Origin of the sequence: Paracoccus onchidii, assembly GCF_028294535.1 — a bacterium.
Classification (GTDB): Bacteria; Pseudomonadota; Alphaproteobacteria; order Rhodobacterales; family Rhodobacteraceae; genus Paracoccus; species Paracoccus onchidii.
In genome coordinates, this window is record NZ_JAQBIE010000046.1 from 1 (window position 1) to 12,259 (window position 12,259).

Annotated in this window: 13 protein-coding genes, 1 tRNA gene and 2 pseudogenes; 12 read left to right on the plus strand and 4 right to left on the minus strand. The window is 59.4% G+C overall.

Translation table 11 applies throughout. The features are described from left to right. Positions 1-564: 564 nt before the first annotated feature. Together ctrA and sciP are read right to left on the minus strand one after the other, a co-directional pair. Positions 565-1,275: a response regulator transcription factor CtrA gene (ctrA, locus tag PAF17_RS19320; RefSeq protein WP_271890712.1), complete on the minus strand. Its 711-nt coding sequence runs from the start codon at positions 1,273-1,275 to the stop codon at positions 565-567. 95 nt (positions 1,276-1,370) lie between these two features. Further along, positions 1,371-1,646: a CtrA inhibitor SciP gene (sciP, locus tag PAF17_RS19325; RefSeq protein WP_271890713.1), complete on the minus strand. Its 276-nt coding sequence runs from the start codon at positions 1,644-1,646 to the stop codon at positions 1,371-1,373. Positions 1,647-1,796: 150 nt separating this feature from the next. On the opposite strand from sciP, the gene mnmA reads away from it, so the two are divergent. Next, entirely contained in the window at positions 1,797-2,969 is a 1,173-nt protein-coding gene (gene mnmA, locus PAF17_RS19330; protein WP_271890714.1) for a tRNA 2-thiouridine(34) synthase MnmA, read from the plus strand. Here the strand turns inward: mnmA and PAF17_RS19335 are convergent. Then, on the minus strand, positions 2,941-3,351 hold the full coding sequence (locus PAF17_RS19335) for a SufE family protein (RefSeq protein ID WP_271890715.1): 411 nt from the start codon (positions 3,349-3,351) through the stop codon (positions 2,941-2,943). The genes mnmA and PAF17_RS19335 overlap by 29 nt on opposite strands. Positions 3,352-3,465: 114 nt before the next feature. Between PAF17_RS19335 and PAF17_RS19340 the strand changes: the two genes are divergently transcribed. The 11 genes and pseudogenes from PAF17_RS19340 (at position 3,466) to PAF17_RS19385 (ending at position 11,453) form a co-directional block, all read left to right on the plus strand. Further along, the gene (locus tag PAF17_RS19340) at positions 3,466-3,957 is read left to right on the plus strand and encodes a hypothetical protein (protein WP_271890716.1); all 492 of its coding nucleotides are present in this window, start codon (positions 3,466-3,468) and stop codon (positions 3,955-3,957) included. 52 nt (positions 3,958-4,009) lie between these two features. Further along, positions 4,010-4,099, plus strand: a tRNA-Ser gene (locus PAF17_RS19345). A 231-nt stretch (positions 4,100-4,330) separates the two neighbouring features. Next, a pseudogene (locus tag PAF17_RS20210) lies at positions 4,331-4,513 on the plus strand (Arm DNA-binding domain-containing protein); the annotation flags it as partial. Positions 4,514-4,614: 101 nt separating this feature from the next. Continuing rightward, positions 4,615-5,430, plus strand: a pseudogene (locus PAF17_RS19350) (tyrosine-type recombinase/integrase); the annotation flags it as partial. Positions 5,431-5,580: 150 nt separating this feature from the next. Further along, a complete protein-coding gene (locus PAF17_RS19355; protein ID WP_271890718.1) occupies positions 5,581-5,793 on the plus strand; it encodes a helix-turn-helix transcriptional regulator in 213 nt (70 codons plus the stop codon). Beyond that, on the plus strand, positions 5,790-6,548 hold the full coding sequence (locus PAF17_RS19360; protein WP_271890719.1) for a hypothetical protein: 759 nt from the start codon (positions 5,790-5,792) through the stop codon (positions 6,546-6,548). Before PAF17_RS19355 ends, PAF17_RS19360 begins: the two co-directional genes overlap by 4 nt. Positions 6,549-6,742: 194 nt before the next feature. Continuing rightward, a protein-coding gene (locus PAF17_RS19365) for an IS5 family transposase (RefSeq protein WP_271890720.1) occupies positions 6,743-7,530 on the plus strand; the annotation gives its coding sequence in 2 pieces (ribosomal slippage) (positions 6,743-7,082 and positions 7,082-7,530; 789 coding nt in all). A 59-nt stretch (positions 7,531-7,589) separates the two neighbouring features. Continuing rightward, positions 7,590-8,792 (plus strand): hypothetical protein, encoded by a 1,203-nt coding sequence (locus tag PAF17_RS19370; protein ID WP_271890721.1) that lies wholly within the window; start codon positions 7,590-7,592, stop codon positions 8,790-8,792. After that, positions 8,789-9,442: a hypothetical protein gene (locus PAF17_RS19375; protein ID WP_271890722.1), complete on the plus strand. Its 654-nt coding sequence runs from the start codon at positions 8,789-8,791 to the stop codon at positions 9,440-9,442. Before PAF17_RS19370 ends, PAF17_RS19375 begins: the two co-directional genes overlap by 4 nt. A 66-nt stretch (positions 9,443-9,508) precedes the next feature. Beyond that, positions 9,509-10,720 carry a hypothetical protein gene (locus PAF17_RS19380; protein WP_271890723.1) on the plus strand — a complete coding sequence of 404 codons (1,212 nt, stop codon included), beginning with the start codon at positions 9,509-9,511 and terminating at the stop codon, positions 10,718-10,720. A gap of 379 nt (positions 10,721-11,099) precedes the next feature. After that, a complete protein-coding gene (locus tag PAF17_RS19385) occupies positions 11,100-11,453 on the plus strand; it encodes a hypothetical protein (protein ID WP_271890724.1) in 354 nt (117 codons plus the stop codon). Between the two features lie 86 nt (positions 11,454-11,539). Here PAF17_RS19385 and PAF17_RS19390 read toward each other — a convergent pair whose 3' ends face one another. Then, positions 11,540-12,085 carry a hypothetical protein gene (locus PAF17_RS19390; protein ID WP_271890725.1) on the minus strand — a complete coding sequence of 182 codons (546 nt, stop codon included), beginning with the start codon at positions 12,083-12,085 and terminating at the stop codon, positions 11,540-11,542. Positions 12,086-12,259: the final 174 nt, after the last annotated feature.

A 12,259-nucleotide genomic window follows, 5' to 3' on the forward strand; every position in this document is an offset into this window, starting at 1 on the left:
AGGGGTGAGCTTGGCCATCTGCTCGTCAGTCAGCCAGTACAGGTCGCTCATGTCACCGCTCCATTTTCTGAGCCGTGAATCACGCCGTGCGACCGAAATCAATGCATCCTGACCCTAAGTATATGCCGTAGACAGTCGGGCCGCCGACAGACCGGCAGTCTAGAACGGGAGGCTGCGATTCCCAGGCAAGATATGGCCAATTCGAGTCTTAAACTTCGATCACAACCAGCAATTCACAAGTGCCGCACTCACTGAGGTGCTTCTGGGCACCGAGGCGCGACCATCCATATCGACAACCGAACGATCGCTGGGATGTAGCGGATTCCGCAAAGCGAACGCGTTTGCCTGAACGCTTTCGAGATCCTGTCCTTGGCCCAGGACAGGATCGGTGGCAGAAGCAGCTACGCCATTGAAAGACTTCGGCGCTCATTGTTGCGGTCGCCCATGTGATCCATGAATATTTGGTCAAAGCCTGCTATTACCGACAGTCTTGATGCAAATCGCGCCGCCGTTGCGCCGCACTGCAATAGATTGCGACGACGCGACCGAAACATTCTTGGAGCACTATGCGCCTACCGCCAGCCTGCCCTCATCCGCCGGGCCCGGATCACGCAGGACATATCCGCGACCCCAAACAGTCTCGATGTGATTTTCACCACCAAGCGCTTCGGAAAGTTTCTTGCGCAACTTGCAGATGAACACATCGATGATCTTCAGTTCCGGCTCATCCATCCCGCCATAGAGATGATTCAGGAACATTTCTTTCGTCAGTGTCGTTCCCTTGCGCAGACTGAGCAATTCAAGGATCTGATATTCCTTGCCCGTAAGATTGACCGTCTTGCCACGCACCTCGACCGAACGGGCGTCAAGATTGACGATGATGTCGCCGGTCTGGATGGTCGCCTGGCTATGACCCTTCGAGCGCCGGATGATTGCCTGGATTCGTGCCTGCAATTCTTCGCGATTGAAAGGTTTGGTCATATAGTCATCCGCGCCGAACCCGAAGCCCCGCAGCTTGCTTTCGGTATCGTCAGATCCGGTCAATATCAGGATCGGCGTATCGATACGGGCCATGCGCAGGTGGCGCAGCACCTCCATTCCGTGCATGTCCGGCAAATCCAGATCCAACAGGATCAAATCATAGTCATACAGCTTGGCCAGATCGATCCCTTCTTCGCCCATATCCGTTCTGAATACATTGAAGCTTGCCGCTGACAGCATCAGTTCGATCGCGCGCGCAGTGCTTGGATCGTCTTCTACCAGTAGTATCCGCATGACTTGGTGCCCTTGATTCTTCGTGATCCTGACCCGACCATCGCCAAATAACGTTAATATGTTGTTACTCGCGAATTAAGGTTAGACAAATCAATCTAGGGTTGTCGATAATTTTTCAACGACGTTACCTTCAACGCCGCACGCCCGTGGCGTTTTATCGCCCCGATCCAGCTGTCCAGTTCTTCTTCTGACAAGCCATAGCGACGCAGAACCTCGTCACGGGAAACCAAGCCATGTTCGACGGCAAGAACGACGGTTTCCTTGCGTCGTGCAACCCAACGGGTCGTTGTCGGCGGCAGGTCGGCGACGGTCAGTATCTGCCCGTCGGGTAATGTCACAATACGCGGGCCGTTGATTTTCTTCACGAACATTCCACCTGTCCTTTAACTTCGACGACAACCATGCGTCAAAGGACTTAAACACAGGTTAGCCCAAACGGTTTTTTGCCCCCTTACGGGTTGAGAATACATCGTATTTGCCTATATTTTGTTTCAATTCGCGTGAAAGACCCGAGACATCCGATGACGATCACTACTGCTGCGCGCGCTTCGGCGCGCAATACCCCGTTGAACAGCCTGGGCTTTCCAAAGCCGCCGTCGCAGACGCGGGTCGTTGTCGCCATGTCAGGTGGCGTGGACAGCTCTGTGGTGGCCGCACAGCTTAAATCCGAAGGGTATGATGTTGTCGGCGTAACGCTGCAGCTTTACGATCACGGTGCCGCCCTTGCGAAAAAGGGGGCCTGCTGCGCGGGTCAAGACATTCATGATGCGCGGCGCGTCGCCGAACGCATGGGCTTTCCACACTATGTACTGGACTATGAAAACAAGTTCCGTGAATCGGTGATTGATGAATTCGCCGATGCCTATCTGGCGGGTGCAACACCGGTGCCCTGCATTCGTTGCAATGAACGGGTCAAGTTTCGCGATCTGCTTCAGACCGCCCGCGATCTGGATGCCGATTGCATGGCCACCGGACATTACATTCAACGGAAAAGCGGTGCCGCAAAGGCAGAGCTGCACATGGCCGCCGACGAGAATCGCGACCAAAGCTATTTCCTGTTTTCAACGACACAAGAACAACTCGATTTTCTGCGTTTCCCTCTGGGTCATCTGGAAAGCAAGGCCGAGACCCGCGCGCTTGCCGAGGAATACGGGCTGTCGGTGGCGGATAAACCCGACAGCCAGGACATCTGCTTCGTGCCGAACGGCAACTACGCGGCGGTCATCGAAAAACTGCGTCCGGGCGCATCAGATCCAGGTGATATCGTCGATCTGGACGGCAATGTTCTTGGTCAGCACCGGGGCGTGATCCACTATACCATCGGGCAACGTCGCGGGCTTGGAATCGGTGGCTTGGGCGATCCGTTATATGTGGTCCGGCTGGACCCCGATTCGCGTCATGTCGTGGTTGGTCCCAAAACTGCGCTGGCGACCACAACCGTGCCCGTGTCCGAGGTGAACTGGCTGGGGGATACCCCCCTGGATGCCGAGATCTCGTGCCTGGTGCGCATCCGCTCGACACGCCCGCCCAAACCCGCCCTGCTGCGACCGTTGGGAAATGGCCGCGCCGAGGTCGAGTTGCTGGAGGCGGAAGAAGGCGTCAGTCCGGGACAAGCCTGCGTATTCTACGAAGAACACTCGACCCGAGTGCTGGGCGGCGGCTGGATCACACTGCGTCGGAGGCGAGCAGCCTGATCCGCTGCACCATTGCGCGAAGACCGTTGGATCGCTGCGCCGAAAGATGTTCATCCAAACCCAGCCGGGCCATCTCGGCCGGGGCATCGACCTCAAGAACTTCTTGCAGCGTCAGCCCGGAATACAGGGCGTGCAAGATCGCGATCAGGCCGCGCACGATCATTGCGTCGCTGTCGCCCTGAAAATCAAAACGTCCTGCTTCGATCCTGGGCATGATCCAAACCTGGCTTGCACAACCATCAACCTTGGTGGCGGGCACCTGCAGCGCGGGTTCCATGGCCGCCATCGCCTTGCCCAGTTCGATGACATGGCGATAGCGGTCTTCCCAGTCGTCCAGAAAGTCGAATGTTTCCGCGATATCTTCGAATGCAGCGCTGGCCATGTGGGTTCTCCTTTTGGGACGATGGGTTAGCCTGTGTCCGCGCCAAGGTCAAAGAGGCTTTCCCCCACGCCCGCTTTCCCCTAACAATCCCCCCCAAAAGCAAGGGATGTCGCCATGAGAAAACTGACCATGCCACTATTGTGTTCAACCTTGCTGTTGTCGGCTTGCGGCGACAGCGGATGGAACCCGTTCGGATGGTTTTCAGGCAACCCACCGCAGGCAACGCTGGAACCGGACGCGGGCTACGACCAGAGCGGCGACCTGCGCCCGGTGATCGGCCAAATCACCCAGGCCCGCTGGGAACCGTTGAACGAAGGGCGCTTGCTTGTCGTCACCGCAATGACGCCGACCAAAGGCTATTCCTCGGTCGAACTGATCACCGCGCGCGCACAGCCCGCCGGGCGGATCAGCCCCGATAGCGACGGCGTGTTGCGTCTGCGCCTTGTCGGTCGCCCCCCTGCCCCCGACAATCCCGCCGCGGGTCTGATCGCGCGCCCCGAAACCGATGGGATCAACACAGCACTGGCACTTTCCAGCACCCAGCTCGCCCCGATCATCCGGGTCGAAATCACCAGTGCGGCGAACGCAATCACATTGACCAAATGAGCGAATCCAACCGCTTGCGCATGTCGTCGCAAGCGGCTAAGGCAGTGCGGTCGGAGGCGTGGCAGAGTGGTTGAATGCACCGGTCTTGAAAACCGACGTGGGTTAACGCCCACCGTGGGTTCGAATCCCACCGCCTCCGCCACCAAACCCACCACGCACATCCATAGACGCCGCAAGTCCAGAAATTGCTGGACCCGAACGCACCATAGGTTGTCATTTAAACCATAGGCCCTCACAGGTTATGTGGGCTCAGGCGTGGGTTCGGAGTCCACTTTCTGGGCGCCGCGCATCTTAACCATGCGAGGCGAATCGAATGACACGCGGCACAATCCACAAGTTGCCAGCCAATATCCTGAAAACTGCCAAAGCTGAGATGAACGCGGACGGGTGCGGGCTGTTCCTGAACAGCAAGCCGAGCGGGCAGAACTGGCTGTTCCGATTCACGTCACCTGTCACCAAGCGCCGCAGGGAAATGGGGCTAGGCGCTGCACCTGCCGTCAGCCTGACCGCTGCCAGAACACGCGCCGCAGAACTGCGCGCCATCGTGGCTGCCGGTACTGACCCGCTAGGCGATATGCCCGCACCGATGGCGCATAAGGCCGCAGGCGCTACGCTTGGCGCTGTCTTCGACTCCTACTATGAAGCCAATCCCCAAGCTGGAAGAACGCCAAACATCGTCAGCAATGGCGCAACAGCCTTGCGACCCATGCCAAAGAACTATTGCGGACCCCCGTCGCCAGCATCGACACGCCTGCCATCGTTTCCGCCCTTGGCCCGATCTGGGCAACCCGGCCAGAAACCGCGCGCCGTGTCCGAGGCAGACTCGAAATGCTGCTGGACTACGCCGCCGCCAAAGGCCATCGACCGCAAGGCCCAAATCCCGCCGCGCTGGAAATGGTCAAGCACGGGCTGCCGAAGACCAAGCGCCAGAAGACCCACTTTAACGCGCTGCCTGTCACCGACGCCCCCGCTGCCTTTCAGGCCATCTGGGGCCGCCGGGGAACAACGGGAACAGATGCACTTTTGATGACGATCCTTTGCGCCTTTCGGCCCAATGAATCCCGTTTCCTACAATGGTCGGATATCCACCAAGACCGCATCGAGATTCCAGCCAACAGGATAAAGGCTGGCCGACGCCATCGTGTCCCGCTGACCGATGCCGCGCGCCTGATCCTAGATCGCCCACACGATGGCGAACTTGTCTTTCCGGCAGCGAACGGGAAACCGATATCCGATGCGACAATGAACGCGGTCCAGCGCCGCATCGGCATCGAGTCCACTGTTCATGGCTGGCGCGCAGTTTTCAGGCAATGGGCACCGACTTCTGGTCAACCGCGCGACCTTGCCGAGGATGCACTTGCCCCTGCACTGAGCCAAAACGAGGTTGAGGCCGCATATCTTCGCGATGCTGATCTGATGGAACAGCGCCGCCCGATGATGGTGGTTTGGTCTAAGTTCCTGATGGATAACTAGCCCCAATCTATCCCTATAAAATCAATTAAAAACAAATACTTGAATAGCCCGTCATGGCTTGCTATATTCACCATATGCGAGCGTGACCTTTCCGCCCGTGCTTAATCAATCGCCCTTTTTGGGGCTGGTCAGGCATAGGGGGAATCCATCATGACCACTGCACTTGACGGCGACGACCGTCTGTTGAAGCCGAAAGACGCAGCCGCGTTTATCGGCGTCAGCGAGACCACGCTGCGCCGCCTCTACAACGAGGGCGTCATCCCGCGTGTTCGCGTCACCGAAGATCGCGCGGCATATCGCTTTGGCGACCTGCGCGCTTTCATTACGTCGCGCCCTGTCGAACATGGGGGCGCACTCGGATGACCCCTCATGAATTCACCAGGTCTGGAGCGTACCAGTTCTGTGATAGTGTCGAGCGTGGCGGCGAGTTCGCAGGCTGGGCGTTATACGACCCCGAAGCGCGGCACCCTGATTTCTGGTCCGTCTTGCGCGAGGAATGGCCGTCATTCGATGCGCTTGCCCATGACTGTTTTCGTCGCGTTCTGGCCCTGCACCGCCAGACATGGAAGCAGGAAGCCGACTGTCCCGACCGCATGAAAGTTTACCGTGGCGAACCGCATGGGATGCTGACAGGATCGTTGGTCACGAAGGGACTTAGCTGGACGACCGACCGTGAAGTTGCGGAGTCGTTCGCGCGCGGTCATCGCGGAGTCACCCCCACCTATCCGCTGGTCTGGCAGGCGGAAGTCACCCGCGACGATATCGCCTTTACGACGAACGAGCGCGGGGAAAGCGAAGTCGTATTGTTCAATCCGCGTTTCGACGCGCTGTCAGGGCCTGATGACGACGGCCAGCGGTTCAAGCTGCTGGGATGGCCTGCCGACGCCGTAGAAATCCAGCGCAGGCAGTTAGCAAGGTTGGAGGCGCAGGTGACGAAATTGCTTGCGCTGACCAAAGAGTCCGAACCTGACCTGCATATCCTGATACGCGACCGCCGCGAGGTTCTGACGATCACGCGCCCCAACAGGCGCTTGCCCCTCACCGAGCGCGAAATCGCCGAAGGCGCGCGCGAAGTCAGGGCCAAGCGCAGCGCCGCGCGGACCAAGAAGCCGACGTGATCCAGTGAGAGTCTTGTGATACAAATTCACGTTGTATCACAATCACTTACAGCAATTGAACGCTTCGCCAATTAACAAAGCTGGCGTATGATCCGAAAGCAAAAGACCCCGCGTAAAGCGGGGCCTTTCACTAGGCCGTGTTGACAAAAGGGATTCACACTGCGTGGCGAGCGTGATTCAAGCTGGTATCTGCGATGGAGACCAGCTTGGCACGAGATCTGATGTCGGACGAGGAATGGGCGTTCTTTGAGCGGTTCATCCTGACAGTCCGCGCCCCGAACGGGCGCAGACCTACCAACCACCGTCTTGTTCTAGATGGGGTTTTCTGGATTGCGCGCACCGGAGCACCCTGGCGGGACCTCCCGGCAGAGTTCGGGAAGTGGTCTAGTGTTTACCGGCAGTTTCGGCGTTGGACATTGGCGGGGCTCTGGGAGCAGATCATGGACGCCCTGAACGAAAGCGGGGCAGTGCAGCACGCCCTCCAGATGATCGATAGCACGGTCGTTCGCGCCCACCATCAGGCAGCGGGCGCTAAAGGGGGACTCCGCGACAGGGTTTCGGGCGCTCCAGAGGTAGCTTCACGACCAAGATCCACCTCCTCGTCAATGCTGCAGGGCTGCCCATGAGGACCGAGATCACTGCGGGGCAAACCTCTGACTATCTTGGCTTCGAGCTGGTCATGGCCGAAAACCTGCCCACCCCAAGCGCCTTGCTGGCCGACCGAGGCTATGACGCTGACAGCATTCGCAAATCCATGGACAAACGCGACGTCTTGCCCGTCATACCCATGCGCAAGTCACGCAAGAAGCGCGTCGGCGTCGACCGGGCTTTGTATCGTCTGCGCAACCTGGTCGAACGGTGCTTCAACAAGTTGAAGAACGCCCGGCCTGTCGCCACCCGCTACGACAAGACTGTTGAGAGCTTCCTGGCCTTCATCGACATCACGTCGATCCGGCTCTGGCTGCGTCATTTGTCAACATGACCTAGATAGAATAGAACATCTGGCGACGTTCATTCTATCGGATTCCGAGAGATTGAGCAATGTTACATCTGACCGTCATACACACGACCGACCCGCCGAAAATCGGCAAAGGATTCAGGCTGCGCGGTGGCGCGCTTGTGGCTGACCATCACCCGTTGCTGGTCGCTGGTCCGGCCGAGGTTGTCAGCGTCGCGGACCTTTCTGCCTTCGCTGACCTGCTGGGCGGTCTGGATGCAGGTTCGCAGGTTCTGACCTATGGCCGCCTTGCCGCCGATGCGGTCGAAATCGTGACCAAGGCCCACGAAGGCAACGGCGCGATTGCGCGGACCCGTGACTCGTTTAGCTGGCCCTCTGGACCCGGCATTGTCTTGCTGGACTATGACGCTGGCGAAGTTGACGACATGCACGAAGTCGCCGCGATCCTGACCGATGCGCAACCCGCGCTGGACCTGCACCAACAGCTTTGGTGGCCGTCGTCATCGTCGCATATCTGCAAGGCCGGGGGGCGTGACCTGACGGGCTTACGCGGCGCCAGAGGCTATATGATCGCGAAAGACGCGCGCGACATTCCCCGCGCGATGGTGGCGCTTGTGGCGCGGTTGTGGCTGCGCGGGCATGGCCGCATCGACGTGAGCGCGTCAGGTCAGTTGCTGGAACGCTGCATTCTGGACTCGTCCGTCTGGCAGCCCGAGCGGCTGGACTTCGCGGCGGGAGCGGTCTGTGGCGAAGGGTTGGAACAGCGGCGCGGGGAACCTGTCTTGCTGAATCCCGACCGGCTGCCAGTCGCAGATACCCGCGGCCTGTTCCCGCCTCTGAACCGCGACGAGGCCCGCGCTTTCGACCTTATCAAGACCCGCGCCAAAGCGGCAAAGATGACTGCTGCCGAGGCGCAGCGCGCTATCTGGGCGCGCGCCCGTGATGTCGCCGCCATCATGCGCGACCGCCCGTCACTGACCGAAGCCGAGGTCGAAGCTGCCGCCGACGCTGACCGCGCGACCCGTGCCGCAATCACCAAGCTTGCGACCGCGCCCCGCGCTGTTCTGCCTGCTGGTCACGTCCTGCATGTCAGCAAATCCGAAACCGTGGCCGCAGGCGATATCACCGCCGACTGGCAGGGGCGGCGACTCTGCGACCCGCTGGAACCTGACTATCGCGGCTGGAACCGTTGCACGTCCGTCCTGCTGGTTGGCGGGCGTGTGACTCTCAAATCATGGGCGCACGGGACCGGGCGTCTGTTCAACATCGAGGGACCGAAAGAATGACACACGAAGAACTGCTATCCGATGCCACTATTGACCGCGCCGCGAAGGACCACGCCTTGTTCAACCGCCTGCGCGATGGTGAAGCCACAAGGCATCGCTGCAAGACCGAATTCATCCGCCTTGTGATGCAGCGCGCCAAGGAACTGAAACAGGCCGCCAAGACCGCGAACCACGCAGAGGCGGCAGACAAGGCGATGGCAGCCGCCGAGTCCGAAGGCCGCGCCGTTGTCTTCATCCACGACCCGAACGACTCCAATCACCTTATCCGCGAACTTGGCAAGCTGGTCGCCGCCAAGCGTAGCGCGTTCATGTATGGCGACGCGCCTATCATCATTCGCGAAGGCGAGTCGGCAATCGCAAGGACCAAGCTGCGCGATTCTGACGGGCGCGTCATCTTAGACGAAGGCGGCGCACCGCTGACTGCGCCCTATCGCACCCCCCGCGCATGGTCCCTCAAAGCCGCGACCGCTCACAACCTTTCTTTGGAGGTTGCCGCGTTCTTCACCGAGACGGAGAAAGCAATCAAGCCCGCCAAGCTGCCATCCGATGTTGCCGCGCGGATGCCTGACCTGTGGACCGAGCAGTTACCGCCTTTGGCCGGATTCGCATCCTATCCGCTGTGGAGCGGCGGCAAGATGCTGCTGGGCTAAGGCTATGACGAAGACTCGGCGCTGTGGCTGTGCACGGGTGATGTAGAGGCGCAGGAATTCGACGACGTGGAGTCGGCGCTTGCGTTTCTGCTGGACGACTGGCTTGCCGACTTCCCATTCGCGACGATGAACGACAAGGCTGCCGCTGTCATGGCGGCGCTGTCGCTGTTGGTCGCAAAAACCGAATTGATGCGCGAGAAAGGCCCGCCGATGTTCGACATCACGGCACCGAGCGCAGGGACTGGCAAATCTCTGTTGGTCGAAGTTCTGATTTACGCGGTCACCGGGCAAGCCGCGCCATCTGTTAGCTGGCCCGAGTCCAGCGATGAACAGGAAAAGCGTATCACCGCCGCCGTTATCGAGGGGCTGCCCGCGCTGTTTCTGGACAACCTGAAAAGCGGTTCATTCATCGGCAACAAAGACACGCACCTTGCCAAGTTGATTACCGATGCTGTCTGGTCAGGGCGCAGGCTTGGCGTTTCGCAGATGTTCAGCGGACCCGCTGGCCTGCTGGTCATCGCGACCGGCAATAACGTCGCGCCCGACGGCGACATGGCGCGCAGGACGATTGAGATTCGCCTTGAAGCCCCCGAAGGCCAGAACCTTGCAACGCGGCGCTTTCAGCACCCGAACCTGATGAAATGGACCTTGGCCAACCGCGCCCGCATCCTTGGCGCGTTCGTCACGCTGTTGAAAGCGCGCGACGCGAAGGCGGCCAAGAGCATCGGCGGCTTTCCTGTGTGGTCCGCAGCGGTCGCGCAGCCCGTCCTTTCGGCAATGGGCATCGCACCGGCCAGTTTCTTCGCGCCTTGGATCGAGGCAGCCGAGGAAGACGCGAAGGGATTCCAGCTTCGCGGAACCGCGCCGCTGATCGAGGCTATCGCGGTGCTGCCAGACCCGGCAGGCGGGAACGTTGTCCCGCTGGATGGCGTCTGGATGACCGCAGCCGAAATCCTGAGCGGCTTGCACAAGGCTGGCCGTCAGACTCGGCTTTCGGATGCGATTGTGCGGGATAGTATCGACGCGAAGGCGCTGGCGCACCATCTGAAACGCTGCGCGGGTTCTGTCTATACAACTGAGGCGGGCAGTTTCAGGGTCCATGCGGCGCGGATGTATCTTGGCGCGCGGACTGACCGCAAGGAACGACCTGTCTTTCGGATATCGCGCAGCGCAGCGCAGCCTGCGAACGCCCCCAGCGCAAGCGAAAGCATCAAGACCGGCGCTGTCCTTCCCGCTTTCCCGCCCGGCCACTCGCTTCATAAGCCCCCGAAAGAGTGAAACTGCGCCAAGCACGCCAAATGCGCCGACGCTACAACCTAACTTCAAATTTGCCGAAGAAATAAAATTCACCATCTTTTTTGTTTTTTCGAGGCGCTGAAAATACTGGCTGGGGTATCGGAGCAATTGGCGCACTTTAGCGCAGCCCGCGCAGTACTTTTGACGATCTGCAGCCGCGCTACTGTGATCGTCACACAGCAATGGAGCCACGGCGAGGCTGGCGGGCAGATGTTGCGTGACGACAGGTGCGGCGCGACATAACGATGCAAGTACGTGATTCCTTTGCCGTGGTAGCGATGAACGTAGGATTGCGTTTGCACTGGCGCGTCATAATACGGTTGCGATGATGCGCGCGGTGCTATCCAATGCGTCTTGCATAATGCTGGACAGTGATATGACACGCTTATTCCTTGGGTTAGCAACGGTGACTTGGTTTGCCGCCCCATCTGCCGCAGACTCCCTGCACGACTATTGTTGGTCGGTAAAGACATTTGCCCAGTCCATAATGGAGGCGCGTCAAGCAGGTGTTAGCCCTAATAAGATTCTTGGTGTCACGGCGCAGGGCGATCCGGGCGTTCGCGACAATCTACTTGCCTTGGCGGCGGCGGCTATCAGAACGCCCATTTATCCTACGACTGCCGAGAAAGGGGCGGCAGTAGCGATCTTCGCTGAGCGTGGGTATGACCAGTGCATTGCAGTTTCTGGCAATCCCAATAACTGGCGTCGCCGCTAAACTGCCAGAAGGCCGAACCTACCGTGCTTATCACCTGACCGCCAGGTCGCCACGAGGACGGCAGGCCGAGGCGGCGCGATGGTGACCTATCCCGTGATCTTGCCCCATGCGCCGGGTCTGATCTCCAATCGCTGCAGCACCGACTTGAAGATGTCGCCTTCGACCCGTCCGCGTTGCCGCTGCCCTTTGACGGTGAGCTGCCATGCCTCTTGAGCCTCATCTACGGTCAGCACCCAGAACTCTGGCGACTCGGTTCTGGCGCCAGAAATCAGCACCCAAAATCGGCTGATCGTAGTATCTGGTTCACGCCTCACCGGCCAACTGCTGCATCGATTACTCGTCGCCTTCACCTCGATGGACACCGGCCCGTCCGGTAGATGGGCAAGCACGTCCGACTCCTTGGCGAATGGATCGTGCCACACGGAACGCACCCCCAGACTGCGCAGTTTCTGGATCACCAAGAACTCGCCTCGCTTACCGGGGACATGTTCGAACATCTGCGAGAGTAAGCCAGGGTTGTCGCGGACAAGCGCGATTTCTTCATCATGCGTCATATGTGCTTCCCTTTTGTTTTGCGCGAACGACCCCACCTCATGACCGCCATCATCATATTTATCATCGCCCGTGAACATTACTTCATTCCGTCGCTCCATCACTGCGCCTGTCGGATGGCCGCATCGACTCCGCTGGCCCATCCACATCCAACATAGCACTAGCGACACCGCTAGGGTCAGGATTCATAACCAATAGATTACGGTCGCCGCGAGGGCGATGGCCGATAGGAACACCACGGGGCATCGGTCATA

Bases quoted from the DNA above. Each gene is read 5' to 3' on its own strand.
- PAF17_RS19375 (WP_271890722.1), top strand. From the start codon at position 8,789: ATGACACACGAAGAACTGCTATCCGATGCCACTATTGACCGCGCCGCG.
- PAF17_RS19340 (WP_271890716.1), top strand. From the start codon at position 3,466: ATGAGAAAACTGACCATGCCACTATTGTGTTCAACCTTGCTGTTGTCG.
- sciP (WP_271890713.1), bottom strand. From the start codon at position 1,646: ATGTTCGTGAAGAAAATCAACGGCCCGCGTATTGTGACATTACCCGAC.
- PAF17_RS19385 (WP_271890724.1), top strand. From the start codon at position 11,100: ATGCTGGACAGTGATATGACACGCTTATTCCTTGGGTTAGCAACGGTG.
- mnmA (WP_271890714.1), top strand. From the start codon at position 1,797: ATGACGATCACTACTGCTGCGCGCGCTTCGGCGCGCAATACCCCGTTG.
- ctrA (WP_271890712.1), bottom strand. From the start codon at position 1,275: ATGCGGATACTACTGGTAGAAGACGATCCAAGCACTGCGCGCGCGATC.
- PAF17_RS19370 (WP_271890721.1), top strand. From the start codon at position 7,590: ATGTTACATCTGACCGTCATACACACGACCGACCCGCCGAAAATCGGC.
- PAF17_RS19335 (WP_271890715.1), bottom strand. From the start codon at position 3,351: ATGGCCAGCGCTGCATTCGAAGATATCGCGGAAACATTCGACTTTCTG.
- PAF17_RS19390 (WP_271890725.1), bottom strand. From the start codon at position 12,085: ATGTTCACGGGCGATGATAAATATGATGATGGCGGTCATGAGGTGGGG.
- PAF17_RS19355 (WP_271890718.1), top strand. From the start codon at position 5,581: ATGACCACTGCACTTGACGGCGACGACCGTCTGTTGAAGCCGAAAGAC.
- PAF17_RS19360 (WP_271890719.1), top strand. From the start codon at position 5,790: ATGACCCCTCATGAATTCACCAGGTCTGGAGCGTACCAGTTCTGTGAT.